Origin of the sequence: Shimia sp. (assembly GCF_965227725.1) — a bacterium.
In the GTDB taxonomy this organism is placed as follows: Bacteria; Pseudomonadota; Alphaproteobacteria; order Rhodobacterales; family Rhodobacteraceae; genus Shimia.
This window is the reverse complement of the sequence record NZ_CBDDGH010000005.1, coordinates 358,574-383,309: the sequence shown is the minus strand read 5'-3', so window position 1 is coordinate 383,309 and position 24,736 is coordinate 358,574. Positions and strand designations below refer to the sequence as shown.

The window sequence follows — 24,736 nt, the reverse complement described above, 5'->3', positions numbered from 1 at the left end:
CCTTCATTGCGCCGCAAGCGGGCCGCTTTCCGTCAGCCCCGTGCCTGCTCCCGCAAGCGGCAGAGACACCCGAAACACCGCGCCGCCGCTACGATCTGAGGTGTCCTTGCTCACGCGGTCTTCGGCTTCCATCCGGCCGCCGTGATCTTTCACGATGGTGGCGGAAATGGCCAGACCAAGCCCCATGCCGCGCCCACTTTCTCTTGTGGTAACAAAAGGTTCCTGCAAGTCCTGCAAGTTCGCCGCCGCCAGCCCATGCCCCGTGTCCGTAACCTCAAACACCGCAAAACCGTCGCTCTGCCACAGCCGCACGGTCAGCACTGCCGCCTGCGGTTCCTCTTCCATGGCGTCACAGGCGTTGCGAAGAATATTCGTCATCACCTGCTCAATCCGCAGCCGGTTGCCGCGCACCAAAATCGGCGCCTCCGCCAGATCCCGCGCGACCGTGACCTCCCCCGCCTCCAGATTGGGCGCCACAAGGGTCAGCGCCGCCTCCATTGCGGATTGCAGCGCAAACACCTCAAACCCTTCTTTGCCGCTGGTGGCAAAGAACTTGAGCTGGCGTGTGATGCCCTCCATGCGCGCCACCAATCCGCCCAGATCTGCCCCCAGCGCCGCAGCCCCCTTCGGGTTCAGCTCCGCCGCCGCCAGATGGTTGCGCATGGCGGCAATCGGCTGCCCCAGCTCATGGGTCACAGAGGCGGAAAGCTGCCCCAATGCCGCCAGACGGCTGGCTTGTGACAGCTCCTTTTGCGCCGCCTGAAGCTGGGTCTGCGCGGTTTTGCGCTCTGAAATCTCCACCGCCAGCAGCGCATTGGCCTGACGCAGCTGCGCCTCTTCCTGCTCCGCCCGCCTGAGCGCCCGCCCGATCCGCCGCGCGCGCTGCACCTGAAACAGAACCAATGCCGATCCCGCCAGCAAAACCACCACAGCCGTCGCCAGCCAGGCCCGCGCCACCGCCCGGTCATCACTGGCGAAATAATGCAGCTCCCAGCCATCCGGCAGATCCTGTGCCACCAGATGCAGCCGCAGCTCGCCCGCGATATCCGCCTGATTTTCGCCCTTCGGCACCCAGTCCAACGGATCCAATGCCTGCCCGGGGAACTGCCGCGCCGCAACAATCTCGGCCTTCTGTGCCGCGCTCAACGGCGATAGCGCGCGATAGCGCCACGACGGATCAGACGCCAAAAGGACAACCCCGTCCCGATTGGCAAGGATCACCTGCTCCCCCGCATTGGCCCAGCTTTCTTCCAGATCGCCAAAGCTTTTCTTGAGCGCGATGACACCAGACACCTGCGCGTCTGAGCCCAGCGCCGTAGACCCCTGCACCGGATCGGCGATGAAATACCCCGGCTCCCCCGTGGTGGTGCCAATCGCATAAAACCGCCCCTGCCCTCCGGACAACGCTTCCTGAAAATAGGGCCGGAACGCATAGCTTTGGCCGACAAAGGAGCGCGGCGTGTTGTGGTTTGAGGCAGAGATGGTGCCGCCCGTGGCATCCATCAGATAAATCGCATCCAAGCCCGCCTTGCTGGCAAAATCCGCAAGCCGGGCATTGAGCGCGCCGGTGTCTTCCCCCTCCAAAGCGTCCAAAACAAAACTGTCCTGCGCCAGCACATGGGTCAGGTGGCTGTGCCGCTCCAGCTCCGCCACAACCGTGCTGCGGTAAAGCGAAAGCTGCCCTTCAGATTTCTCAAGCTCTTCTGACAAAAACAGCCCCAGCGCCACGCGCTGCACCACAAAGCCGACGCAGAGCGTCGCGATCAGAGACAGGATCAAAGACAGGCGGGCCATGGTATTGGGCTCATGAGGGACAGCTGAGAGACAGTGGCAGGCACGCTAGTGCATGCAGAGAAAACTGCAAACGGGATTTTGGCACGCAGACCGGTCAGGGGCTTTGCCCCTGCCACCGCAAGCGGTGGCCACCCCAGGATATTTGACGAATGAGAAACAGAACTTGCCGCCCCCGCCGCACGGTCTTACATCTTCGCCTATGTTTGCAGATTTTCTGAAACGCCTGACGGCGCCCGCCCCTGAGCCCCTGTCCGATATGGATGCCCGACTGGCGCTGAGCGCGCTGTTGGTGCGCATTGCCCGTGCAGACGGCAGCTATGATCCGGATGAGGCCGCGCGCATCGAACGCATCATCGCCGGCCGCTACGGCCTGTCCCCGTTTGAGGCAACCTCGCTGCGCAAAGAAGCTGAAACACTGGAATCCGAGGCCCCGGACACGGTGCGCTTCACCCGCGCCATCAAAGACGCCGTGCCGCTGGAAGAACGGGTCTCTGTGATTGAGGCCATGTGGCAGGTGGTGATGGTCGATGGCGAGCGCGACAGCCGCGAAGACGCGCTGCTGCGGCTGGCGGCCAATCTCTTGGGCATCTCAGATGTGGAAAGCGCCCGCGCCCGCCAACGTGTGATCGCCCGCGGATGAGTGTTGCCCTGCCGATGTATGACCGCCCGGAAACCGCGGCGGCGCAAGATCGGTTGTGCCAGCTCTTTGTGCAGGCCTATGGCGACGGGCCATCGCGGCGCAGCACCCCTGAAGATCTCTGGGCGTTCTGGCAAAGCTCCGATCTGTTGCTGGCCCAGACCTGCGGCTTTCCCTTTCGCACGCAACTGCTTGGCAAAGTCGCGCTGGTCGGCGCGCCAGACCATGGCCTGCCGGACCTGCCTGCCGGGCACTATTGTTCGGTGATTGTGGTTCATAAATCCCATCCGGCCGCGCAGGCAGACCAGCCCCTTGCCCCACTTAAGGGCGCAACCATGGCCTATAACGAGCCGCTGTCGCAATCCGGCTGGGCCGCGCCCTGGCACCATTTTCACAGCCGCAACCTGCGAATCGGCCCGCGTGTTCAAAGCGGTGCGCACCGCCGCTCCGCACAATTGGTGGCCGAAGGCCACGCAGATTTTGCCGCTCTGGATGTGGTGAGCTGGATGTTGATGCAACGTCACGATGGCTTTGCCCGCGATCTTGTCGAGATAGAGCGCACCGCGCCGACGCCAGCTTTGCCCTATATCTCCGCGATTTACCGCGATCCCGCGCCCATCCGCGCCGCCTTAAGTGCAGCAATAACAGCGCTTTCGCCGTCTGAGCGGTCAGAATTGATCCTCAAGGGGCTGGTGGACATGCCCCAAAGCGCTTATGAGGCTGTGCCAAATCCGCCCGAAGCCTGACCATTTGGTCATTTGGGGGGATCAAAACGTCAGCCTTGGCGTCTCAACCGCCCTTTTGAAAGTTGCAATTAGGTAAATTTTCATCCCTATTGGGGCACCAAGATCAACCCGATACTGATGGGGACACTGTGAGCGAAGCCACGCCCGTTCTGCAAATCCGCGACCTGCACAAAGCCTACGCCAATCTCGAAGTGATCAAAGGCGTGGATATCACCGCCCATCGCGGCGACGTGGTGTCTCTGATCGGCTCGTCCGGCTCCGGCAAATCCACCATCCTGCGCTGCGCCAACCTTCTGGAGCACAGCCAGCAGGGCGACATCCTGTTCAAAGGCGAACCCGTCAGTTGGAAAGGCAATGGCCACGCACGCCAGCCTGCCGACCCCAAACAGGTGCTGCGCATCCGCACCAACCTGTCGATGGTGTTTCAACAGTTCAATCTCTGGTCCCACATGACCATCCTGCAAAACGTGATGGAAGCGCCCATCACCGTGCTGGGCCGCGACCGCGAAGAGATTGAGGAAGCCGCCCATATGTATCTCAACAAGGTGGGCATTGCCGACAAACACGATGCCTACCCCGCACAGCTTTCCGGCGGTCAGCAGCAGCGTGCCGCCATTGCGCGCGCGCTGGCGATGGAGCCTGAGGCGCTTCTGTTTGACGAACCCACTTCGGCGCTTGACCCCGAGCTTGAACAGGAAGTGGTGCGCGTGATCAAGGCGCTGGCTGAAGAAGGCCGCACCATGATGATCGTGACCCACGACATGAAGATGGCACGTGATGTCTCTGATCACGTTGTGTTTTTGCACCAAGGCCTGATCGAAGAAGAAGGGGCGCCGGATGAGCTTTTCGGCAATCCAAAATCAGAACGGTTGAAACAGTTCCTGTCATCAACCGCCACATAACTTACCAACCATAGGGAGCAACACTATGAACAAACTGATCCTGAGCACCGCCGCACTGGCGTTGACCGCAGGTTTCGCCATGGCGGACACCGTTCGTCTCGGCACCGAGGGCGCCTACCCTCCCTACAACTTCATCAACGATGCCGGTGAGATCGACGGCTTTGAGCGTGAGCTGGGCGACGAGCTCTGCGCACGTGCCGAGCTGACCTGCGAGTGGGTCACCAACGACTGGGACAGCATCATTCCGAACCTGCAGTCCGGCAACTACGACGCCATCATCGCGGGCATGTCCATCACCGACGAGCGTGAAGAAACCATGGACTTCACCCAGGGCTACACCCAGCCGTCGCCTTCCGCCTATGCCGCGCTTTCCGCGGATGTGGATGTGAAGACCGCTGTTGTTGCCGCACAGACCGGCACCATCCAGTCCGACCACGTGGCCACCACTGGCGCCACTCTGGTGGAATTCCCAACCCCGGATGAAACTGTCGCAGCTGTGAACGCAGGCGAAGTGGACGCGGTTCTGGCGGACAAAGACTACCTCGCCCCAATCGTGGGTGAGACCGAGCTGACCTTCATCGAAGATGTCTACCTCGGCGGCGGCATCGGCATGGCGTTCCGTGAATCTGATGACGAGCTGCGCGGCAAGTTTGACGCGGCCATCGCCTCCATGAAGGCAGACGGCACGCTCAACGCGATGCTCGAGAAATGGGAAATCGAAGGCCAATTCTAAGCCCTTTGTTTCATTGAACACCGAAGGGGGGCGGCTGCCCCCCTTTTCCAATCCCGCGCCGAGGCTGCTTTGAGCCTGTGCTGCGCGAAAACCAAATGAGGCCAGCCATTTTTGCCTTTTGCTCAGATCCCTCTGTCCTAGACAGTCTGCCTTGGCTCAGCTGCTATCTCACCACCGGGAAGCACATGGCCTTTTACGCCTCTTTTGGCACCGTGCTCCTGCTGCTGGCCGTGACCGCGCCCACCGCGCTGGCCTTTGGCCTTGGCGGCGCCATGGCCGCCCGCGCGCGCTTCTTCCTGCTGCGCTGGATTGGCAAAGCCTATATCGCCATCGTGCGCGGCGTGCCGGACATCGCCTTCTTCCTCTTCTTCGTGATTGCTCTGGATCAGGGCATCGAATGGCTGCGCCACAAGGTGAAATGCCCGGACTGGTCCGAACCGATCCGCCAAGGAAACGAGTTCCTCGTCTGTGACATCGCCAAAATGCCGCTCAGCACCTCTCCGCAATGGGTGCATGAGATCTACGGCTTCTGGGTCGCGGTCTTCACCTTTGCCATCGTCTTTGGCGCTTTTGCCGCCAATGTGCTGTTTGGCGCAATGAACGCCGTGCCGCGCCCACAGCTGGAAACCGCAGAGGCCTATGGCATGACCCCGCGCCAGACCTTCTGGCGCATCCTGCTGCCACAAATGTGGATCTACGCCCTGCCCGGCCTGTCCAACCTCTGGATGGTGCTGATCAAGGCCACCCCGCTGCTGTTCCTGCTCGGTGTCGAAGACATCGTCTACTGGGCGCGCGATCTGGGCGCCTCCAAGACCGCCCGCTTCACCGACTACCCCCATGGCGACTGGCGCATGTGGTATTTCCTCGCGCTCCTGATCTTCTACCTCATGTTCACACGGGTCTCTGAAATCGCCCTGGGCCGCCTCACCAAACGCCTCTCCCACGGCCAGGCCACATTGGATGGCGAAGCCCAACGCAAAGCAGGGAGCGCCGCATGAGCTGTATCGAGACCATTCAGGCCTATGCCTTCCGCTCTCTGGGATATGGAGAGCGCCTGCTGCCGCGCAGCGAATTCACCCTCTGTGAGCATTTCACCCTGATCGGCTCCGGCATGATCTGGAACGTCTACTACGGCGTTCTGGCGGTGCTCACAGGTTTCCTCTTTGCCAACCTTCTGGCAGTGGCCAAGAACTCTGACAGCCGACTGGCCCGCAAACCAGCGGAGTGGTTCATCTTCCTCTTCCGGGGCAGCCCGCTCTTCATCCAGTTCTTCTTTGCCTACTTCCTGTTCCTGTCGCTCAAAGGCCTCTCGCCGATCTTCAACCCGCTGTCCTCTGCGGCACTGGGCGCGCTGATCGTGCTGTTCCTGAACACCTCCGCCTACTCGGCAGAGATCTTCTACGGCGCATTGCGCTCGATCCCCAAAGGTGACGTGGAAGCGGCAGACGCCTATGGCTTCACCGGCTGGTATCGCTATCGCCGCATCATGTTCCCAACCATGATGCGTCTGGCATGGCCCGCCTATACCAACGAGGCAATCTTTCTGTTCCATGCCACAACGCTGGTGTTCTTCTCAGGTTTCCCGGCATGGCGGCAACAGGGGGATGCGCTCTATTACGCGAACTACTTCGCGGATAAGACCTACAACCCCTTCGTGCCCTACCCCATTCTGGCGCTCTATTTCATCCTTCTGACTCTGGTGATCATCTGGGTCTTCGGAATTGTGAACCGCCGCCTGAACCGGCATCTGCCTCAAAATGCGGCACCAAAGCTGCGCATCCGGCCAAATCTCATCCGCTGAGTCGCCCGCGCACCTTTTGCAAAAATCACGTTGCGCCCGCCCCTTATAAGGCGGGCGTTTCTGTATTTTCTCCACCGTCGCGTTACAGCCGCAATACCGACGCGATACCGACATCACGAGAAATTGCTGGACAAGCCGCGCAACGGCAAAGATAATTTGATCAAATTATCCAAGCAGGTACTCCATGGACAGCGCGCTCCCTCCGACACTTCGCATCGCCGCCGTAGATCTGAACGGTCAATTGCGCGGCAAACGCATCCCTTCGGAACATCAGGCAAAGCTCTCCAAAGGCGGCGCACGCCTGCCGATCTCCGCCCTCAATCTCGACATCTGGGGCTGTGACATCGAGGACAGCCCGCTGGTGTTTGAAAGCGGTGATCAGGACGGCATCCTGACCCCAAGCACGCGCGGCGCCGTGCCCATGCCATGGCTCTCCACCGCCTCTTCCCTGACGCTGATGCAGATGCTGCAAGAGGACGGCACGCCGTATCTGGGCGATCCCATTGCGGCGCTGGCCGACGTCCTGGACCGCTACGCCGCCCGCGGCTGGACAGTCATGGCCGCCACCGAAATGGAATTCACGCTGGTGGATGACAGCGGCAAAACCCTGCGCCCGCCACTCAGCCCACGGGACGGGCGTCGTCTCGACGCCAGCGAAATTCTTTCACTGGATGAGCTCGACAGTTTTGACGCGCTGTTCAGCGATATCTATCAGGCCGCCTCAGATATGGGCATCCCGCTGCAGACCATGACATGCGAAGGCGGCATCGGCCAGTTTGAGATCACGCTGAACCACCAGCCCGCCATGAAAGCCGCACAGGATGCCTTGCTGATCAAGCAACTGATCCGCGCAACCGCCAGAAAACATGGGGTTGCTGCCACTTTCATGGCCAAACCCTACGCGGATGATGCAGGCAACGGCATGCATGTCCATTTCTCTGTTGTCGATGAAACAGGTGCCAATGTGTTTGACGATGGCACGGCCGAAGGCTCCAATCTGCTGCGCTTTGCTGTTGCGGGCTGTCTGGCTGCCATGCGCGCCTCAACCCTGATCTTCGCGCCCCACGGCCCCTCTTATGACCGCTTTGCGCCGGGTGCCCATGCGCCCACATCGGTCTGTTGGGGCTATGAAAACCGCACCGCCGCGCTGCGCATTCCCGGCGGCCCACCGGCTGCGCGCCGCATCGAACATCGAGTTGCAGGCGGGGATGTGAACCCTTTCCTCATGCTGGCCTCGGTGCTCTCCGCCGCCCTTACCGGGATCGCGGAGCGCATGACGCCGCCAGCCCCGGTTGTCGGCAACGCTTATGCGCAGGAGCAACCTCAACTGGCCGAAAGCTGGGAGACGGCCATTGACCTCTTTGAACACGATGCCTTCATCGCCCGCTGCCTGCCTGCCGAGCTGATCCGCAATCTGGTGATGACCAAGCGCCAGGAACTGCGCAAGCTCGCCGACATCCCCACAGAGCAGCACTGGCAAACCTATCTGGAACGTGTATGACAGGCTTGCGCGACGCCCATGGCGGCGCTACGGTAAATTTGATCAAATTTGGTGACCCATGAAAATCGGCATTTTGCTCACCGGACACACTCCCGATGAGCTCGCACCCCACTACGGCAACTACATCGAGATGTTCAAAACACTGCTCTCCGGACAGGATTTTGAGTTCGCAGGCTACAAGGTGGTCGATGGTGAATTTCCCGCAAAGGTTGAAGAGTGCGACGGCTGGCTGATCACCGGATCCAAGCATGGCGTCTATGAGGATCACGACTGGATTCCCCCGCTGGAGGATTTCATTCGCGAGGCGGTGACGCTCAATATCCCGATGGTTGGCGTGTGTTTCGGCCACCAGATCATCGCACAGGCGCTTGGCGGTAAAGTCGAGAAATATGAGGGTGGCTGGGCTGTTGGCCGCCAGACCTATGACTTCGCGGGCACCGAAATCGCGCTCAATGCCTGGCATCAGGATCAGGTGGTCGAGCTTGCGCCCGGCGCTGTGACCATTGCCACCAATGACTTCTGCAAACACGCGGCCATTCTTTACGGCGACCGCGCTCTGACGGTTCAGGCACACCCTGAATTTTCAGCCGATTTTGTGGACGGTCTGATCAACACCCGTGGCCGTGGCGTGGTGCCTGACGACGTGCTCGAAGCCGCCATCGACGAGCTTGACGAAGCCACCGCCAGCCAGACCATTGCCGACCAATTTGCTGACTTCTTCCGCCAAGAGAGACCCCGATGACCGACTGGCTTTCCAAAACTCCTGATGCTGCACGTGCCTATCTTGAAGGCCACCGGCTCGACGAAGTCGAATGTATCATTTCTGATCTTCCCGGCATTGCGCGCGGCAAGGCGGTTCCCGCCACCAAATTTGCCCGCCAGGACTATTTCCACCTGCCGGATTCCGTTTTTTATCAAACGATCACAGGGGATTGGGGCGAGGCTGCGGGCGAGGAAGGCTTCATTGAGAAAGACATGATCCTGCGCCCGGACTGGAACACGGCCACCGCCGCGCCATGGACCGGCGACTGGACCCTTCAGGTCATTCACGACGCCTACAACACCGACGGCACCCCTGTGCCCTTCAGCCCGCGTAACGTATTGAAACGTGTGGTAGATCTCTACCGCGCTAAAGGCTGGGAGCCGGTGGTCGCACCGGAAATGGAGTTCTTTCTGGTCGCGCGGAACACCGATCCGGCGCAGAGCATCAAGCCGATGATGGGCCGCTCCGGCCGCCCCGCCGCCGCCCGTCAGGCCTACTCCATGACGGCGGTTGATGAGTTCGGTCCGGTGATCGACGACATTTACGACTTCGCCGAAGCGCAGGGCTTTGAGATCGACGGCATCACCCAGGAAGGCGGCGCGGGCCAGCTCGAAATCAACATGGTGCATGGCGATCCGGTCAAGCTGGCGGACGAGGTGTTCTACTTCAAACGCCTGATCCGCGAGGCGGCCCTGCGCCATGATTGCTACGCCACCTTTATGGCCAAGCCGATCGCCGATGAGCCCGGCAGCGCGATGCACATCCACCACTCGGTGATCGACATTGAGACCGGCCAGAACATCTTTTCCGGCCCTCAGGGTGGCGATACGGATGCGTTTTTTCACTTTATTGCAGGCATGCAGAACCACCTGCCCGCCGCCATCGCCGTGCTCGCGCCTTATGTGAACTCCTACCGCCGCTACGTGCGCGATCACGCCGCGCCGATCAATCTGGAATGGGCCCGTGACAACCGCACCACCGGCATCCGCGTGCCCCTCTCCAGCCCCCAGGCCCGCCGTGTCGAAAACCGCATCGCGGGCATGGATTGCAACCCCTATCTCGGCATCGCCGCCTCCCTCGCCTGTGGCTACCTAGGGTTGATTGAGCAGGAGCGTCCGGACAAGCAATTCAAGGGCGACGCCTATGACGGCGAAGAAGCCATCCCCCGCATCCTCGGCGGCGCCCTCGACCTCTTCGATCAGGCCACCGCTCTCCACGAGGTCCTCGGCTCAGAATTCGCCCGAGTCTACTCCATTGTGAAACGGGCCGAATACGAAGAATTCCTCGCCGTGATCTCCCCCTGGGAGCGTGAGCACCTGCTGCTAAACGTTTGATTTTAAAAGCCGCCTTAGGGGCGGCTTTGCCTCCGGCGGGGATATTTAAGGCAAGAGGAAACAGACACACCATGTCGATGAACCTGCTCTACGCCAATGATCGCAAAGGCACATATCCGGAGAGTTGGTACGCCGCCACGGCCACCCCACTCCCCCCATTCGCGCCTTTAAAAGGGGAATCCAGCGCAGATGTCTGCGTGATTGGCGGCGGTTTCACCGGCCTATCAACCGCGCTGCATCTCGCCGAGGCTGGGCGCAAAGTTGTGCTGCTGGAGGCCCACCGCGTGGGCTTCGGGGCATCCGGGCGCAATGGCGGGCAGCTCGGCAGCGGCCAGCGCATGGAGCAAGACGGGCTGGAAAGCCTAATGGGACCCGAGGATGCAGCCAAGCTCTGGGCCTTGGCAGAGGACGCCAAAACCCTCGTCAAATCCCGCATCCAACAGCATGACATCGCCTGCCACTACAAACCCGGGGTCGCCCACGCCTGTTTCTCCGCAAAGGAAGTCGCTGAGGAACACAGCTACGCAGCGCATCTGCAGAAACAATACGGCTACACGGACATTACGCCGCTGGATCGCGACGCCATGCAAGCACTGTGCCCGTCACCCAAATATGTCGGCGGATCCTTGGATATGGGCGCAGGGCACCTGCATCCTCTGGCCTATGCGCTTGGTTTGGCGCGCACTGCGGCGGAGGCTGGCGCAGTGATCCATGAAACCAGTGAAGTCACAAAGATCGAACGTGGCGCGAAAATCGCCGTCCATACCTCAGATGGAATAGTCACGGCTGATCAATTGGTTCTGGCGTGTAACGGATATCTCGGGGATCTCGAACCCAAGGTTGCAAGCCGCGTCATGCCGATCAACAATTTCATCGCGGCCACGGAACCGCTGGGCGCTGATGCGGCGCGGGTGCTGGCCCAAGACGTCGCAGTGGCCGACAGCAAATTTGTGATCAACTACTTCCGGCTCAGCCACGACAAGCGGCTGCTCTTTGGTGGCGGCGAAAGCTATGGCTACCGTTTCCCGGCGGATATCGCCACCACTGTGCGCAAACCGATGACGGAAATATTCCCGCATCTCAAAGACATACGCATCGACTACGCCTGGGGCGGCACATTGGCGATCACCATGAAGCGTATGCCTTACCTGCGTCGGCTTGCGCCCAATATCCTTACCGCGTCCGGCTATAGCGGGCATGGCGTCGGCACTGCCACGCATGCAGGCCAGCTGATCGCTCTGGCGCTGGCGGGGCAAAGCGACGGGTTTGACACCATGGCCCGCGTGCCGGCTTTGCCCTTCCCGGGCGGCCAGCGCCTGCGCAGCCCGCTGCTCGCGCTCGCGATGACCTGGTACGCCCTGCGCGACCGCCTCGGCATCTGACCCCTCTTCACCCTGAGACAACATGTCATGAAATCATCACATCCCCCGGGGTGATTTCGCTGGCTTGGCGCGGCGCATTGTTTTATATTTTTGAAAACCCAACTTAAGAAAGTTGAAAACTATGACATTGCCTCCCAATGTATATGCCGCCGAGCCAATCCCGGAATCCGCACGCGAGGAAATCGAACGCCTTCTGCAAACCGGTGATCTCTTCCGTTACACGGCTGCCGAAAACGCCCCTGTTTCTTTGCTGGAAGCGGAATTCGCCGAGCTGTTGGGCAGCAAATATGCACTGGCGGTCTCTTCTTGTTCCGCTGCACTTTTCCTGTCGCTTAAGGCGCTTGATCTGCCCCGCGACGCCCGTGTGCTCCTGCCCGGCTTCACCTTTGCGGCTGTGCCCTCCTCGGTTGTGCATGCAGATTGCATCCCCGTGCTGTGCGAAGTGGGCGACAACTATCGCATTGACCTGGCTGACTTTGAGGCCAAACTCGACGACAGCATCTCAGCCGTCATCATCAGCCACATGCGCGGTCATACCTCTGATATGGACGCGATCATGGCCCTTTGTGAGGCGCGCAACATCCCGGTGATCGAAGACGCGGCCCACAGCCTTGGCACCACATGGCATGGCCACAACATCGGCACCATCGGCCGTGTCGGCTGTTTTTCCTTCCAGTCCTATAAGCTTGTGAATTCCGGTGAAGGCGGGATCATGGTCTCTGACGACGCTGATCTGATCGCCCGTGCTGTGATCATGTCCGGCGCCTATGAGCACAACTGGAAGAAGCACAAAGCGCGCGAAGGGGACAATACCGGCGAGCTGGCCGAAGCCTTTGGTCGCTGGCAGAACCAACTGCCGCTCTATAACCTGCGCCTGTCCAATCTGGCCGCCGCAATCATTCGCCCACAACTGGGCGAAGTGGCGCGCCGCGTGCGCGATGGCCGTGCAAACCACGATTACGTGGCCGGTCTTTTGAATGCCTCTCCTTGGCTGCAAGTGCCTGAAAAACTTGCTCCAGAGGAGCGCGCACCGGATTCAATCCAGTTCAATCTCGAAGGCATGAACAACGAAGAGATCCTCGCTTTCCAAGAGGCCGCCAATGCCCGTAGCGTGAAGGTGCAGGTCTTTGGGCAGTCCACGAACAACGCACGCGCATATTGGAACTGGCAATTCATGCCAGAGATGCCCGAACTGCCAAAGACGCGCGCGATGCTGATATCAGCCTGTGACGTTCGCCTGCCTGCGCGCCTGAAGAAAGAAGAGCTCGACGTGATCGCAGAGGCACTCACCGGTGCTGCGCAGGATGTGATGGGCAAGCTGCGCGCCTATGGCACGTAAGCGAGCCTATTGTTGCGAACAACGAAGAGCGGGCCGCAACGTCCGCTCTTTTCTTTTGGCCAAAGCCTTGCTTCCATTGGTACGTGCGACAACCGCACCTATATCCCTCCCAATGCCCCAGGCCGGATCGCTCCAATGACAGCTTTTTCACTCCTTGATTTGTCCCCCATTCCGGAAGGGGCCTCTGTTGCGGAGGCCTTGCAGCACACAATCAGCCTTGCCCAACACGCGGAAACTTGGGGATACGGGCGGTTCTGGCTGGCCGAGCACCACAATTCCGGTGGGATTGCTTCCTCTGCCACTGCGGTATTGATCGGCCAAGTGCTCGCCGCGACCTCGACCATCCGCGTTGGCTCCGGCGGCATCATGCTGCCCAACCACAGCCCGCTTCAGGTGGCCGAGCAATTTGGTACCTTGGCGACGCTTTATCCGAACCGTGTTGACCTCGGTCTGGGCCGCGCCCCGGGCACCGATCCCAACACCGCCGCCGCATTGCGCCGTGGCCTGAACGGGCCAGATCAATTCCCGCAGGATGTGATTGAACTGATGGGGTTCCTCGGAGAGGCCACACCGGATCAACCGGTGAAAGCCGTGCCCGGGACAGGCACCCATGTGCCGGTGTGGATTTTGGGCTCCAGCCTGTTTGGCGCGCAGCTCGCCGCGCAGCTTGGCCTGCCCTACGCTTTCGCCTCCCACTTTGCCCCTGACGCACTGGAAGAGGCGGCTGCGATCTATCGCCACCGCTTTACGCCCGGAATCACGCAAGAGCCGCGTTTTATGATGGCGGTGAATGTCTTTGCAGCCGATACCGACGCCGAGGCGATCCGGTTGCGCACCTCAATGCAGCAAGGGTTCCTGAACTTGCGCCGCGGCAGGCCCGGCCCGCTGCCTGCGCCTGTGGACAGCTTTGATCAGGTCGCCAACCGTGTGGAAGCGCATATGGTCAACCACGCTCTGCGTGTCACGGCTGTGGGGGCACCTGACACGGTACGTCACCAGATTTCGGAGCTGATCGCCCGTCATAAGCCGGACGAGGTGATCATCACCAATATGATCCACGACCCAGGGGCACGCCTGAAATCATTCAAAATAGCCGCGGAGGTCATGCAAAAGCTGGCGCCCCTCGCAGCCTGATCACTTCAGCACAAAGGGCTGGCGCATCCACGCGCGCAAAGCTGCCGTGACCGCATCTGGATTCTCAAGAACCGGCAGATGCCCGGCGTCGGGGATCACCTCAAGCTTGGCATAGGGGATCAGCTCGGCCATGAAACTGTGCCGCTTTACCGGCGTCAGCGCATCATGCTCGCCGCACAGCACCAACGCGGGGCATTTGCATTTGCGCAAAACGCTCTGCTGGTCGCGGCGGCGTTGCAATGCGCGCGCCTGCCGCACAAACACCTCCGGGCCGAGCGCCATGCCCATGTCACGCACTTGATTGAGTATCTCCGCGCGCGCAACGCTGGGCGCAAGATATTCCGGCCGCATAAAATCGCTGAGCACCTCATCAAGGCGCCCGGCCCGCGCGCCCACTATCCAAGGCTCATATGCCGCCGCGCTGGTTGGAGATTCCGCCAGTGGATTGGTGTCCATCAAGGCGATACGGGTCACGCGCTCCGGCGCTTTGCGCAGGATGTCCATCGCGACAATCCCGCCCATGCTCAGCCCGGCCAGTGCAAACTTTGGTGGCAGGATCGGAAGCAGGGCAGAAGCTATCTCGCTGATCCGCTCCCCTTGGGTGACCGGCGCAACCATCACCGCGTGATCTTTGGACAAATCCGTTACCTGATGCGCAAACAAACGTGCATCGCACATCATTCCCGGCAACAGCACAATCGGCTCTTGCATAACTGCCCCCTGTTCTTCTTTTTGTTGTGCGCAACTGTGCCATAGCGCCCGCTTAGGTCAAGCGGTCAATAGCCACCCCAGCGGAAAGCGCCTTCTTTGGAGAGCTCAGAGAACGGATTGTGGGCCACTTCCCAAACATGTCCGTCCAGATCAGCAAAATAGCCAATGAACCCGCCCCAGAAGACCTCCCCTGCCGGTCTTAAAATGCGCCCGCCGGCCTCTTCGGCCGCCGCAAGTAGAGGGGCGACCTCATCCGCCGTGCGCACATTATGCGCCAGCGTTACTCCGGAAAAGCCGCCGATCGCGTCTTCCGGAATGCCAAGATCTTCGGCCAACCCGGCTCTTGAATAAAGGCCAAGCGTTTGCCCCAGCAGATTGAAGGCCACCACGCCTTCATTCCCCGGCTCCCGCTCCCATCCAAGCGCTTCATAGAAGGCCGCCGATGCCGCAATGTCCTTCACGGCAAGTGTGATCAAACTCACCCGCGGTTCCATCTTTGCTTGTGTCATAGTCCCTCCTGTAAATACCCAAAACCGTCACCCATGCTGGCGCGCGAACCACGCCCCAGTGGCAAATGGCCCGTTTAGCGGGCCAGTACTTCCTCAACCTTGGTCTCGATCAGCTTGAGACATTCATCATCCGAAAAGCGGTGATCTTTGCCCTTCACCATCAGCAGCTGGATGTCCTCCCCCTCTGCGTGGTCCAGCAATCGATAGGCCACTTCAGAGCTTACCGCCGTATCCTCTGTGCCCTGCAAGAAGCGCACCGGGAATGGCAGCGACAGGGGATCGCGCAGCACAAGCCGGGTCCGCCCGTCTTCGATCATACGTTTGGTGATGATGTAGGGCTCCATATAATCAGAGGGCAGCGCCACTTGTCCTTCGCGGTCTAGCTCTGCTTTCTGCTCGTCGGAAAAGCCCGCCCAGTAGCTGTCCTCGGTAAAATCCGGCGCTGCGGCGATGGTCACCAGACCTTGAGTGCGCGCCGGAATGGATTTGGCCGCCAACAGCGCTTGCCACCCGCCCATGGAAGAGCCGACAATAACAAGCGGCCCTTCGGTCAGCGCATCCAGCGTGGCCAAAGTATCCTCGTGCCAATCGCCTATGCAGCCCTCTTCAAAGGTGCCGCTGCTCTCCCCATGCCCAGAATAGTCAAACCGCAGAAAGCTCTGTTCACGCGCTTTGGCCCAAGCCTCCAGATGCACTGCCTTGGTGCCTTCCATATCCGATTTCAGGCCACCAAGAAACACGACGGTCGGCCCCGCGCCCTCGGTTTTGTGATAGGCAATGCGGCGGCCTTGCGGGCTGTCAAAGAACTGGGTGGCGCTCATGAGGATCCTCTTAAGATTTTTTCAAATTTTATCGGTGCAAGTCGCAGCTGTTAACCCCGCTTGACTTGGGGGGCAGCACGGTTCATTTAAGCGACGAACCATATACCCGCAACCGGGCGTTCCGTGGGCGCCAAACTGACGAGGAGCTAGACGCCAATGGCTGATATTTCCCTTACATTTCCTGATGGTAACGCGCGTTCTTTCGCAGCAGGTGTGACCCCTGCCGAAGTCGCAAGCTCCATCTCCACCTCGCTTGGCAAAAAAGCGATCTCTGCCACTGTGGATGGCAAACACTGGGATCTGCAATGGCCTATTGAGACCGATGCCAGCATCGCAATCAACACCATCAAAGACAGCGACGCCGAAGCGCTCGAACTGATCCGCCACGACTGCGCACACGTCATGGCACGCGCGGTTCAAGAAATCTGGCCCGATGTAAAAGTCACCATCGGACCGGTGATCGAGCACGGCTGGTACTATGACTTTGACCGTGAAGAGCCCTTCACACCCGAAGATCTCGGCCTCATCGAAAAGAAGATGAAAGAGATCATCAACAAGCGCGAGCCTGTGACCACCGAGGTCTGGGAACGCGAGCGTGCGGTAAAACACTATCAGGCCAACAACGAGCCTTATAAAGTGGAGCTGATCGAAGCCATCCCCGGTGACGAGCCCCTGCGTATGTACTGGCACGGCCACTGGCAGGATCTCTGCCGCGGCCCGCACCTGCAGCATACCGGCCAGATCCCCGCAGATGCATTCAAACTGATGAACGTGGCCGGTGCCTACTGGCGCGGCGATTCTGATCGCGCGATGTTGCAGCGTATCTACGGCGTGGCCTTCAAAAACAAAGAAGACCTCAAAGCCCACCTGCACATGCTGGAAGAGGCTGAAAAACGCGACCACCGCCGCTTGGGCCGCGAGATGAACCTTTTCCACATGCAGGAAGAGGCGCCCGGCCAGATCTTCTGGCACCCCAATGGCTGGACGGTCTACACCGAGCTGCAAGACTACATGCGCCGCAAACAAAAACGCGGTGGTTATGTAGAGGTCAACACGCCGCAAGTGGTGGACCGTAAGCTCTGGGAAGCCTCCGGTCACTGGGACAAGTATCAGGAAAACATGTTCATCGTCGAAGTGGACGAGGATCACGCCCGCGAAAAGGCCGTGAACGCGCTGAAGCCGATGAACTGCCCCTGCCATGTGCAGATCTTTAATCAGGGCCTGAAATCTTACCGCGATCTGCCTTTGCGGATTGCCGAATTCGGCTCTTGTGCTCGCTATGAGCCTTCCGGTGCTTTGCACGGGATCATGCGTGTGCGCGGCTTTACGCAGGACGATGGCCACATTTTCTGTGCTGAGGATGAGATCACTTCGGAAACCAAGAAGTTCATCGACTTCCTGTCAGAGGTCTATTCCGATCTCGGCTTTGACAACTGGACCATCAAGCTCTCCACCCGCCCGGAAAAGCGTATCGGCTCTGACGAAAGCTGGGACTACGCCGAAAAGGCACTTGGCGATGCCTGCAACGCGGCTGGCCACGAGTTTGAGATCCTGGAAGGCGAAGGCGCATTTTATGGCCCCAAGCTGGAATTCACCCTGACCGATGCTATCGGCCGGAATTGGCAGTGCGGCACCCTTCAGGTGGACCCCAACCTGCCGGAACGTCTTGATGCGACCTACATTGGTGCGGACGGTGAGAAGCACCGCCCCATCATGCTGCACCGTGCGACACTGGGCTCCTTTGAACGCTTCATCGGCATTCTGATCGAAGAGCACGCTGGCAAATTGCCTTTCTGGCTCGCACCACGTCAGGTGGTTGTGGCGGCGATTGTATCTGATGCAGATGACTATTGCTTGGAAGTTGTCGAGGCGCTCAAGGCCGCTGGCGTGCGGGCGGAAGCTGACCTGCGCAACGAGAAGATCAACTACAAGGTTCGCGAGCACTCCGTCGGCAAAGTTCCGGTGATCTTGGCCATCGGGAAAAAAGAAGTCGAAGAGCGCACCGTCTCCACCCGCCGTTTGGGTGAGAAGCAAAGCAAGGTGCAGAGCTTGGATGAAATCGTGTCGCAGCTGTCGGTCGAGGCAACCCCGCCCGACATGCAGTGATTGCTCCACACAACAAAATCTCAAATGCGGCGCTCTGAGCGCCGCATTTTTCTTTTCTGATGTGGGCCGAGACGACAAAACCTGAAACATTTGCAAGCCATTGCACGAATTTGGCCCCTGCAAGGCATTGCCACCCACCGCAAATTGTAACATTTGCCAGTGATTTTCGGCGAGACCTCGCAACTGCTGGCCGGCGAAACCCTGCGCAAACGCCAAAATCGCCCCAGTTTTACACGGCAAGTCCCCCAGCATTCACAAGAGATTCACCAACAGTTGCAGATCTTTGCCAGCTTCCCGACCACAGTGTTACATGAGATAACATCGCCGTGGCACACAGTCGTGTGATTGGTAAGTGACCTGCACGGCGACCTATGTTGTAGTCATGCTAAGGCGCAAACGCCGCGTCTGGCCGAATTTAACTGTATCAAGAGGGAAGAGATACAATGTCCACAACCGTAAAAACTCTCGCCGTTGCCGGCGCCGTCGCAGCAGCCCTGACCGCGCACGCAACCACCGCATCCGCCGCAGGCAAAGAGAAATGCTACGGTGTGTCTCTGGCAGGCGCCAACGACTGCGCCGCCGGTCCTGGCACCACCTGCGCAGGCACCTCCACCGTTGATTACCAGGGCAACGCCTGGAAACTGGTTGACGCAGGTACCTGCGTAGACATGGAACTGCCAGCACTGGCAGACGGCACCCCACGTGCCGGCTCCTTGGAAGCGCTGGATCGCGACCTGCCGAAGAGCTAAGGCCTTCTTGCGAAGCCCCGCCCCACATGGGGCTTCGCATTTCCCCTGCCATATTGGCGCAAGGGACCAAGAACTGTCATACTACGCTCAACGGGCAGCACTCAGCAGCCCAGCGTGGTATAAAGGATCAAACACGATGGCGCATCTTGCCAGGCATTCTTATTTGAAAATTTCCGCGCCAGCCGCCAGTGAAATTACCCGGTGAAATTCTACAGAGCCCAAAAGCCACCACTCCAAAAGAACCTGCCCCCAACACCTGCCACAAGAACAAGGTGACGCGATGTTTGACGCACAACAAACGCCCCGCAAATTGCCCAACCGTCCCGGCGTTGGATACAAGCCGCAGCACTATGCCGATCTGATCCAAGATCCCGGTTCCGTGAGCTGGCTCGAAATTCACGCTGAGAACTATATGGGAGATGGCGGCCGCCCTATCGCGCAACTCCGCCAGTTGTCTGAGCGTTTTCCGATTTCCGTCCATGGCGTTGGTCTGTCAATCGGTGGTGAAGGCGCACTTGATGCCGACCACCTTGCGCGCCTCAAACACCTTGTTGACTGGCTTAACCCAACTGTTTTTTCCGAACATTTGGCATGGAGCACCCATGACGGCGCGTTTCTGAACGATCTGTTGCCCCTGCCCTACACCGACGCCACGCTCCAGCGTGTGTGCGACCACATCAACCAGCTGCAAGACACTATTGATCGCCAGATGATGCTGGAGAACCCGTCCAGCTATTTGGCGTTCGATGAAAGCACCTGGTCGGAGCCCGATTTTCTGCGGGAAGTCGCCAAACGCACCGGATGTGGTTTGCTGCTGGATGTGAACAACGTTTTTGTCTCTGCCACCAACCTGGATTACGATCCCCGCGCCTACATTGCGGACTACCCGCTCGACATGGTCGGTGAAATTCACCTCGGCGGCCATGACGAAGACGAAGATGATCACGGCAAGCCACTGCTGATCGACAGCCACGGCGCCCCCATTGTTGATCCTGTTTGGGCGCTGCTCGACCACACACTTTCCCTGTCCGGCCCCAAACCGATCCTGATCGAGTGGGACACGGATGTGCCGGAATGGCCGATCCTGCATGACGAAGCGCTGCGCGCAGATGCAGCCGTTGCCAAGCTTAACACCGGTGTTGCGGCATGAACGTCTCCCAAAACGAGTTTCGCGGCGCGATCTTTGATGGCGGACGCGCGCGGCCTGAAGGCCTGTCTGATGCCAAAGGTCAGCCTGCCGGGCGGCGGTTTGACGTCTATCGCAACAATGTGGCCGTCTCTCTGACAGAAGCGCTTGCCACCGGTTTTCCGACCATCGCCAAACTCATTGGCAGTGAGAACTTCAATGCGATTGCAGGCGTGTTTCTGCGCCAATCGCCACCGTCCTCTCCCATGATGATGCACTATGGCGAGGACTTTCCGGATTTTCTGGAGGGGTTTGAGCTTCTGGCGCATCTCGGCTACCTCGCAGATGTCGCGCGCCTTGAGATGGCGATGCGCCGCTCCTACCACGCGGCGGACGCAGAAGCCGTAAACCCCGAAGCCCTGGCGGCCCTCCCGCCTGAGCGCCTCACCGAACTGGTGATGACCTTCGCCCCATCGGTGAAACTTCTGCGCTCTCCTTGGCCGATCCACGCCATCTGGGCGTTCAATATGCAAGATGGCCCAAAGCCTGAAGCCGGAGGCCAAGATGTTATCATCCTGCGCCCTGGATATGATCCGCTCCCCCACGCTTTGGCACCCGGAGCCTATGAATTCATCACCGCGCTCACCGCGGGCGGCACACTGGGCGCCGCGGCTGCTGTCGCAACCAACGAAGTGGCTGAATTTGACCTGAGCGCAACGCTCGGCCTACTCCTAACGGGCAACGCCCTGACTTCTATTGATTTACCATCCTAATCCGAGGATCGCATGACACGTATACTGGACCAATACACCGACCTTCTTGACCGGCTTGACCGTCTGGATTGGCTCGTTCCCACGCTGGCCCGCCTGAGCTTTCTGGCGGTGCTGTTCTTCTATTTCTGGAACTCGGCAATGCTGAAGATCGACGGTTCGATCTTCTCCCCGTCTTCCGGTGCATTCGGACAGATTTTCCCGCAAGCGGCCGAAGCTGTGCTCTGGGACGTCACTCAAATGAACTTCTTCCAGCGCATCGTGATCCTTGCCGGCACCATCGCCGAATTTGTTCTGCCTCTGCTGATCGTTTTTGGTCTGCTCACCCGCCTCGCGGCAGCTGGCATGATCGGCTTCATCATTGTTCAGACACTGGTGGACGTGACCGGTCACGGCGTTGCCCTTGGTGGTCTGTTTGACAGCGCTCAGGGGCTGATCGACCAGCGCGTGATGTGGATCCTGCTCTTTGTGGTACTGGTCTTCAAAGGCGCTGGCCCACTCTCGGTTGACGCCCTGTTCCGCAAGCCTTCCAGAGACTGATCCGGGCGGCCACTTACATACAGAATAACAAAAGCCCGCGAGACAATCGCGGGCTTTTTTTGATCTGCTCCGGCACTCTAGCGCACCTCAATCTGCCCCGACTGAAAAGACTAAGACGTGAAGAGCAATTGCCCCAGCTATTCGCACTCTCAGCTAAGTTCGGCCTGCACGTCTTTCCCCCAACCCAGATAATAGCGACCGCCGCGTTCAATAAGCGGACGTTTCATCAGGGTGGGATGCACTTTCAAAAGCGCAATCGGATCTTCTGAGCGTTCGTCTTCGCTCAAATTTCTCCAGGTGGTCGATCTCTTATTCATCAAATCATCTTTAAATTGTGTGTGTGCTATTTCTAACACCACATCAGGAACCCCATCCTGACGAACATCGACAAAGGCAACATCCCCCAATGTTTTCATTGCCTTACGACAGGTATCGCAATTTTTCAAACCGTAGACAGTTGTCATGTCACCCTCTTTGCATGGCCATAATGACCGTATAATCCAGTTCATTTCGGGTTTCACGTTGGTTTTGCTTGATTTTTGTCATCACCATGCAATCCTCAGGCAGGCGCATTTGTTTCAATCTTCCGTAATCGTGCACTCGGAATTTGGGATTTCTGTTGCTCCGGCATTTTGCCGTAATTGACTAAAAGTGAATAAAGAGGAGAACGGTATGCCACGCGGTACCGTAAAGTGGTTCAACACCACCAAAGGCTTCGGGTTCATCGAACCTGAAGAAGGCGGCAAAGATGTCTTTGTCCATATTTCCGTTGTCGAACGGTCCGGACTTAAAGGTCTGTCCGACAACCAGAAAGTTGAATTTGAAATGACGCAAGGACGGGACGGCCGCGACATGGCGGGCGAACTCAAACTGCTTTAATGGATTGGGGCGCCATTAGCGCCCCATCCGCCCTGCGCTCCGCGCGCAAAGCCCCTCCTCAAAAAACTGTTATGAACAGCCCTTCGCACCCGGCGGGCAGCTTGATGTGCTATAGCTCCTATGGCCTGTGCTCGCATTGACAAAACGCTCGGTGGTGTTGGGCGTACCGCAACAAATCACGCCACCCAATGTCACTGGCTGGAGCCCTCTCGGGCAGTAATTTGTATGGGTCGGATAAGGATGGATCAGCACCCCTTCAGGCTGATTGACCGGCCCAATGACCGGAGCATTGCTGCTCCAGCTCTGTGCCGAAAGCGGCGCGGCAAACATCAATGCAACTCCAGTGGCAAGCGAAAGGCATTTCATAAAACACAGGCTCCAATTGTTGTTAGAAACATAAATAGCTTTGGCTAAGCTACTGCACGCGTTTGAAAACTGTCAAATTCGCAGACGTGCACCACCGTGTTTTTGAAAGCCAGTCACTCACACTGTAGCAGTTTCAGAAACGCGCAAATACTCACGCACGGTGCAGCTTGGAGTAGCGCCCTCAAGCGGTCTACTTGTGATGAGCTGCCACTTTGCAGGATCAAACTCCGGAAAGAAGGTGTCCGCGTCATCAATCTCGGTATCGACATCCGTGATCAGCAGACGATGGGCGACAGTGAGCATTTCCTTGTAAATGCCCGCGCCGCCTATGCCGTAGATCCGATCGTAGCCCTGCGCTGTGGCATATTCGACAGCAGCATCAATCGAGGGCACCACAATGTCCGCCGCATCCGGCTGTGAGGACACCACAATATTCAACCGATTTGACAGCGGTTTTACCGGCAGACTGTCCCAGGTGTTGCGCCCCATAATCAGGGCGCCTCCGGTGGTCTCGCGTTGAAACAGCTTAAAATCCTGCGGGATGCGCCATGGTATGTCACCATCCCGCCCAATCGCACCGTTTTGGGCCCGTGCAACAACAAGTGTGATCATAGTTTATACCGCCACCGGTGCGGAAATGGCCGCATCCGGCTCATATCCAACAATTTCAAAATCCTCGAAGATAAAGTCAAAGATCGACTTCACATCCCGCTTAATCACCAATTTCGGCAGCGCCTTTGGTGTGCGTGACAGCTGCAGATTTACCTGCTCCATGTGATTGGAATAGATGTGGGCATCGCCAATGGAATGCACAAAATCCCCAACCTCATAGCCGGTCACATGCGCCAGCATATGCTGCAGCAGCGCGTAGGAGGCGATGTTGAACGGCACGCCCAGGAACATGTCAGCAGAACGCTGATAGAGTTGCAGGTGCAATTTGCCATTCAACACCCGAACCTGCCACATGGTGTGGCACGGCGGCAGCGCCATCTCGGGCACATCCTGCGGGTTCCAGGCAGAGACTATCAGACGGCGGCTGTCAGGCGAGGTTTTGATCATCTCAACCAGCGTTTCAATCTGATCTACGCCGCCAAAATCGCGCCACTGCTTGCCATAAACCGGCCCGAGATCCCCGTTTTCATCGGCCCATTCGTCCCAGATGGTGACCCGATTGTCTTGCAAGTACTTGATGTTGGTGTCGCCCGCGAGAAACCACAGCAATTCATGAATGATCCCGCGCAGATAAAGCTTCTTGGTGGTCACCAAAGGAAAACCATCTGCAAGGCGATAGCGCATCTGCATCCCGAAATAAGAACGCGTGCCCGTGCCGGTCCGGTCGCCTGTATCTTCGCCAAACTCCAAAATGGTCTTCAATGCATCATGATATTGCTGCACGGCCTGCCTCGTTTCTCCTCAGAGTCACCCCATCTGGAATGCCATCTGCACCGGCATCCGTTTGAAGCAACGACTCACAATTGTCGCGTTCTCTGAACTATATCTTGTGGGTCCTAAGCTGGAAACCGCGAGGATTGATCCATCCACAAGCAAATTCAGCGCACCACTTCCCGCATCCGTGATTGCCTCCCAGCTTCAAACAGGCTGGCCAATCCAGACGGTTGCGTGTTCAATATCTCCAAACCCCATTCAAAGGAATCCCATATGCATGTGAAATACCTGCACACCATGGTGCGTGTCTCTGATCTGGAGGCTTCCATGGCTTTTTATGCGCTCTTTGGTCTGAAACAGATCAAGCGCTATGACAGCGAACAGGGCCGCTTTACTTTGGTCTATCTGGCCGCTGACGGCGACCATGACGCCCCATTGGAGCTCACCTACAACTGGGATGGTGATGACGGCCTGCCCTCTGACAGCCGCCACTTCGGCCATCTCGCCTATGAGGTCGGCAATATCTACGAAATGTGCCAGCATCTGGCGGACAATGGCGTGGTGATCAACCGTCCGCCCCGCGACGGGCGCATGGCTTTTGTTCGCTCACCGGACAACATCTCCATTGAGTTGCTGCAACAGGGCGAAGCGCTCGCACCAGCTGAACCATGGGCCAGCATGGAAAGCACCGGTCATTGGTAAGAGCG

At 58.8% G+C, this 24,736-nt stretch carries 26 protein-coding genes; 19 read left to right on the top strand and 7 right to left on the bottom strand.

Translation table 11 applies throughout. The features are described from left to right. Positions 1-3: 3 nt before the first annotated feature. Complete coding sequence (locus ACO07T_RS12190; RefSeq protein ID WP_422049641.1) at positions 4-1,794, bottom strand: sensor histidine kinase; 1,791 nt, start codon at positions 1,792-1,794, stop codon at positions 4-6. 199 nt (positions 1,795-1,993) lie between these two features. Here ACO07T_RS12190 and ACO07T_RS12185 point away from each other — a divergent pair, with 199 nt between their 5' ends. From ACO07T_RS12185 to ACO07T_RS12130, 12 genes are all read left to right on the top strand, one after another. After that, positions 1,994-2,434: a TerB family tellurite resistance protein gene (locus tag ACO07T_RS12185; protein ID WP_209083555.1), complete on the top strand. Its 441-nt coding sequence runs from the start codon at positions 1,994-1,996 to the stop codon at positions 2,432-2,434. Continuing rightward, the gene (locus tag ACO07T_RS12180) at positions 2,431-3,177 is read left to right on the top strand and encodes a phosphate/phosphite/phosphonate ABC transporter substrate-binding protein (RefSeq protein WP_422049640.1); all 747 of its coding nucleotides are present in this window, start codon (positions 2,431-2,433) and stop codon (positions 3,175-3,177) included. The genes ACO07T_RS12185 and ACO07T_RS12180 overlap by 4 nt, the downstream gene beginning before the upstream one ends. A gap of 128 nt (positions 3,178-3,305) precedes the next feature. Next, positions 3,306-4,079: an ABC transporter ATP-binding protein gene (locus ACO07T_RS12175; RefSeq protein ID WP_422049639.1), complete on the top strand. Its 774-nt coding sequence runs from the start codon at positions 3,306-3,308 to the stop codon at positions 4,077-4,079. A gap of 25 nt (positions 4,080-4,104) precedes the next feature. After that, positions 4,105-4,812, top strand: coding sequence for a transporter substrate-binding domain-containing protein (locus ACO07T_RS12170; RefSeq protein ID WP_422049638.1), 708 nt, complete (start codon positions 4,105-4,107; stop codon positions 4,810-4,812). Between the two features lie 107 nt (positions 4,813-4,919). After that, on the top strand, positions 4,920-5,810 hold the full coding sequence (locus tag ACO07T_RS12165) for an ABC transporter permease (protein ID WP_422050503.1): 891 nt from the start codon (positions 4,920-4,922) through the stop codon (positions 5,808-5,810). After that, entirely contained in the window at positions 5,807-6,613 is an 807-nt protein-coding gene (locus tag ACO07T_RS12160) for an ABC transporter permease (RefSeq protein WP_209060492.1), read from the top strand. The genes ACO07T_RS12165 and ACO07T_RS12160 overlap by 4 nt, the downstream gene beginning before the upstream one ends. 184 nt (positions 6,614-6,797) lie before the next feature. Then, positions 6,798-8,114: a glutamine synthetase family protein gene (locus ACO07T_RS12155; protein ID WP_422049637.1), complete on the top strand. Its 1,317-nt coding sequence runs from the start codon at positions 6,798-6,800 to the stop codon at positions 8,112-8,114. Positions 8,115-8,172: 58 nt separating this feature from the next. Then, complete coding sequence (locus ACO07T_RS12150; RefSeq protein WP_422049636.1) at positions 8,173-8,856, top strand: type 1 glutamine amidotransferase; 684 nt, start codon at positions 8,173-8,175, stop codon at positions 8,854-8,856. Continuing rightward, on the top strand, positions 8,853-10,211 hold the full coding sequence (locus tag ACO07T_RS12145) for a glutamine synthetase family protein (RefSeq protein WP_422049635.1): 1,359 nt from the start codon (positions 8,853-8,855) through the stop codon (positions 10,209-10,211). Before ACO07T_RS12150 ends, ACO07T_RS12145 begins: the two co-directional genes overlap by 4 nt. Before the next feature lie 71 nt (positions 10,212-10,282). Next, positions 10,283-11,593 carry an NAD(P)/FAD-dependent oxidoreductase gene (locus ACO07T_RS12140; RefSeq protein ID WP_422049634.1) on the top strand — a complete coding sequence of 437 codons (1,311 nt, stop codon included), beginning with the start codon at positions 10,283-10,285 and terminating at the stop codon, positions 11,591-11,593. A gap of 121 nt (positions 11,594-11,714) precedes the next feature. Beyond that, positions 11,715-12,932 carry a DegT/DnrJ/EryC1/StrS family aminotransferase gene (locus ACO07T_RS12135; RefSeq protein WP_422049633.1) on the top strand — a complete coding sequence of 406 codons (1,218 nt, stop codon included), beginning with the start codon at positions 11,715-11,717 and terminating at the stop codon, positions 12,930-12,932. A 135-nt stretch (positions 12,933-13,067) separates the two neighbouring features. Further along, a complete protein-coding gene (locus ACO07T_RS12130; RefSeq protein ID WP_422049632.1) occupies positions 13,068-14,066 on the top strand; it encodes an LLM class flavin-dependent oxidoreductase in 999 nt (332 codons plus the stop codon). Here the strand turns inward: ACO07T_RS12130 and ACO07T_RS12125 are convergent, their stop codons facing one another. The 3 genes from ACO07T_RS12125 to ACO07T_RS12115 all read right to left on the bottom strand — a co-directional run bounded on the left by ACO07T_RS12125 (position 14,067) and on the right by ACO07T_RS12115 (position 16,107). Then, positions 14,067-14,777, bottom strand: coding sequence for an alpha/beta fold hydrolase (locus ACO07T_RS12125; RefSeq protein ID WP_422049631.1), 711 nt, complete (start codon positions 14,775-14,777; stop codon positions 14,067-14,069). Between the two features lie 65 nt (positions 14,778-14,842). After that, complete coding sequence (locus ACO07T_RS12120; RefSeq protein ID WP_422050502.1) at positions 14,843-15,271, bottom strand: VOC family protein; 429 nt, start codon at positions 15,269-15,271, stop codon at positions 14,843-14,845. 89 nt (positions 15,272-15,360) lie between these two features. Beyond that, complete coding sequence (locus ACO07T_RS12115) at positions 15,361-16,107, bottom strand: alpha/beta fold hydrolase (protein ID WP_422049630.1); 747 nt, start codon at positions 16,105-16,107, stop codon at positions 15,361-15,363. A gap of 156 nt (positions 16,108-16,263) precedes the next feature. Between ACO07T_RS12115 and thrS the strand changes: the two genes are divergently transcribed. From thrS to ACO07T_RS12090, 5 genes are all read left to right on the top strand, one after another. After that, a complete protein-coding gene (gene thrS, locus ACO07T_RS12110) occupies positions 16,264-18,213 on the top strand; it encodes a threonine--tRNA ligase (protein ID WP_422049629.1) in 1,950 nt (649 codons plus the stop codon). A gap of 443 nt (positions 18,214-18,656) precedes the next feature. Next, positions 18,657-18,962, top strand: coding sequence for a DUF2282 domain-containing protein (locus ACO07T_RS12105; RefSeq protein ID WP_422049628.1), 306 nt, complete (start codon positions 18,657-18,659; stop codon positions 18,960-18,962). Between the two features lie 280 nt (positions 18,963-19,242). Next, complete coding sequence (locus ACO07T_RS12100; protein WP_422049627.1) at positions 19,243-20,112, top strand: DUF692 domain-containing protein; 870 nt, start codon at positions 19,243-19,245, stop codon at positions 20,110-20,112. Continuing rightward, positions 20,109-20,861: a putative DNA-binding domain-containing protein gene (locus ACO07T_RS12095; RefSeq protein ID WP_422049626.1), complete on the top strand. Its 753-nt coding sequence runs from the start codon at positions 20,109-20,111 to the stop codon at positions 20,859-20,861. The genes ACO07T_RS12100 and ACO07T_RS12095 overlap by 4 nt, the downstream gene beginning before the upstream one ends. Positions 20,862-20,873: 12 nt before the next feature. Beyond that, complete coding sequence (locus ACO07T_RS12090) at positions 20,874-21,398, top strand: DoxX family protein (RefSeq protein WP_422049625.1); 525 nt, start codon at positions 20,874-20,876, stop codon at positions 21,396-21,398. A 149-nt stretch (positions 21,399-21,547) separates the two neighbouring features. Here ACO07T_RS12090 and ACO07T_RS12085 read toward each other — a convergent pair whose 3' ends face one another. After that, positions 21,548-21,862 carry an ArsC/Spx/MgsR family protein gene (locus tag ACO07T_RS12085; protein ID WP_422049624.1) on the bottom strand — a complete coding sequence of 105 codons (315 nt, stop codon included), beginning with the start codon at positions 21,860-21,862 and terminating at the stop codon, positions 21,548-21,550. A gap of 208 nt (positions 21,863-22,070) precedes the next feature. Between ACO07T_RS12085 and ACO07T_RS12080 the strand changes: the two genes are divergently transcribed. Then, on the top strand, positions 22,071-22,277 hold the full coding sequence (locus ACO07T_RS12080; protein ID WP_058240518.1) for a cold-shock protein: 207 nt from the start codon (positions 22,071-22,073) through the stop codon (positions 22,275-22,277). A gap of 483 nt (positions 22,278-22,760) precedes the next feature. Here the strand turns inward: ACO07T_RS12080 and ACO07T_RS12075 are convergent, their stop codons facing one another. Beyond that, the gene (locus ACO07T_RS12075; RefSeq protein ID WP_422049623.1) at positions 22,761-23,255 is read right to left on the bottom strand and encodes a dihydrofolate reductase; all 495 of its coding nucleotides are present in this window, start codon (positions 23,253-23,255) and stop codon (positions 22,761-22,763) included. Between the two features lie 3 nt (positions 23,256-23,258). Then, positions 23,259-24,038: a thymidylate synthase gene (locus ACO07T_RS12070; RefSeq protein ID WP_422049622.1), complete on the bottom strand. Its 780-nt coding sequence runs from the start codon at positions 24,036-24,038 to the stop codon at positions 23,259-23,261. A gap of 264 nt (positions 24,039-24,302) precedes the next feature. Here ACO07T_RS12070 and ACO07T_RS12065 point away from each other — a divergent pair, with 264 nt between their 5' ends. Beyond that, on the top strand, positions 24,303-24,731 hold the full coding sequence (locus ACO07T_RS12065) for a VOC family protein (protein WP_209078175.1): 429 nt from the start codon (positions 24,303-24,305) through the stop codon (positions 24,729-24,731). Positions 24,732-24,736: the final 5 nt, after the last annotated feature.

Bases quoted from the DNA above. Each gene is read 5' to 3' on its own strand.
- ACO07T_RS12145 (WP_422049635.1), top strand. From the start codon at position 8,853: ATGACCGACTGGCTTTCCAAAACTCCTGATGCTGCACGTGCCTATCTT.
- ACO07T_RS12080 (WP_058240518.1), top strand. From the start codon at position 22,071: ATGCCACGCGGTACCGTAAAGTGGTTCAACACCACCAAAGGCTTCGGG.
- ACO07T_RS12170 (WP_422049638.1), top strand. From the start codon at position 4,105: ATGAACAAACTGATCCTGAGCACCGCCGCACTGGCGTTGACCGCAGGT.
- ACO07T_RS12115 (WP_422049630.1), bottom strand. From the start codon at position 16,107: ATGAGCGCCACCCAGTTCTTTGACAGCCCGCAAGGCCGCCGCATTGCC.
- ACO07T_RS12075 (WP_422049623.1), bottom strand. From the start codon at position 23,255: ATGATCACACTTGTTGTTGCACGGGCCCAAAACGGTGCGATTGGGCGG.
- ACO07T_RS12120 (WP_422050502.1), bottom strand. From the start codon at position 15,271: ATGGAACCGCGGGTGAGTTTGATCACACTTGCCGTGAAGGACATTGCG.
- ACO07T_RS12095 (WP_422049626.1), top strand. From the start codon at position 20,109: ATGAACGTCTCCCAAAACGAGTTTCGCGGCGCGATCTTTGATGGCGGA.
- ACO07T_RS12160 (WP_209060492.1), top strand. From the start codon at position 5,807: ATGAGCTGTATCGAGACCATTCAGGCCTATGCCTTCCGCTCTCTGGGA.
- thrS (WP_422049629.1), top strand. From the start codon at position 16,264: ATGGCTGATATTTCCCTTACATTTCCTGATGGTAACGCGCGTTCTTTC.
- ACO07T_RS12135 (WP_422049633.1), top strand. From the start codon at position 11,715: ATGACATTGCCTCCCAATGTATATGCCGCCGAGCCAATCCCGGAATCC.
- ACO07T_RS12180 (WP_422049640.1), top strand. From the start codon at position 2,431: ATGAGTGTTGCCCTGCCGATGTATGACCGCCCGGAAACCGCGGCGGCG.
- ACO07T_RS12130 (WP_422049632.1), top strand. From the start codon at position 13,068: ATGACAGCTTTTTCACTCCTTGATTTGTCCCCCATTCCGGAAGGGGCC.
- ACO07T_RS12190 (WP_422049641.1), bottom strand. From the start codon at position 1,794: ATGGCCCGCCTGTCTTTGATCCTGTCTCTGATCGCGACGCTCTGCGTC.
- ACO07T_RS12085 (WP_422049624.1), bottom strand. From the start codon at position 21,862: ATGACAACTGTCTACGGTTTGAAAAATTGCGATACCTGTCGTAAGGCA.
- ACO07T_RS12105 (WP_422049628.1), top strand. From the start codon at position 18,657: ATGTCCACAACCGTAAAAACTCTCGCCGTTGCCGGCGCCGTCGCAGCA.
- ACO07T_RS12140 (WP_422049634.1), top strand. From the start codon at position 10,283: ATGTCGATGAACCTGCTCTACGCCAATGATCGCAAAGGCACATATCCG.
- ACO07T_RS12185 (WP_209083555.1), top strand. From the start codon at position 1,994: ATGTTTGCAGATTTTCTGAAACGCCTGACGGCGCCCGCCCCTGAGCCC.
- ACO07T_RS12125 (WP_422049631.1), bottom strand. From the start codon at position 14,777: ATGCAAGAGCCGATTGTGCTGTTGCCGGGAATGATGTGCGATGCACGT.
- ACO07T_RS12150 (WP_422049636.1), top strand. From the start codon at position 8,173: ATGAAAATCGGCATTTTGCTCACCGGACACACTCCCGATGAGCTCGCA.
- ACO07T_RS12155 (WP_422049637.1), top strand. From the start codon at position 6,798: ATGGACAGCGCGCTCCCTCCGACACTTCGCATCGCCGCCGTAGATCTG.
- ACO07T_RS12065 (WP_209078175.1), top strand. From the start codon at position 24,303: ATGCATGTGAAATACCTGCACACCATGGTGCGTGTCTCTGATCTGGAG.
- ACO07T_RS12100 (WP_422049627.1), top strand. From the start codon at position 19,243: ATGTTTGACGCACAACAAACGCCCCGCAAATTGCCCAACCGTCCCGGC.
- ACO07T_RS12090 (WP_422049625.1), top strand. From the start codon at position 20,874: ATGACACGTATACTGGACCAATACACCGACCTTCTTGACCGGCTTGAC.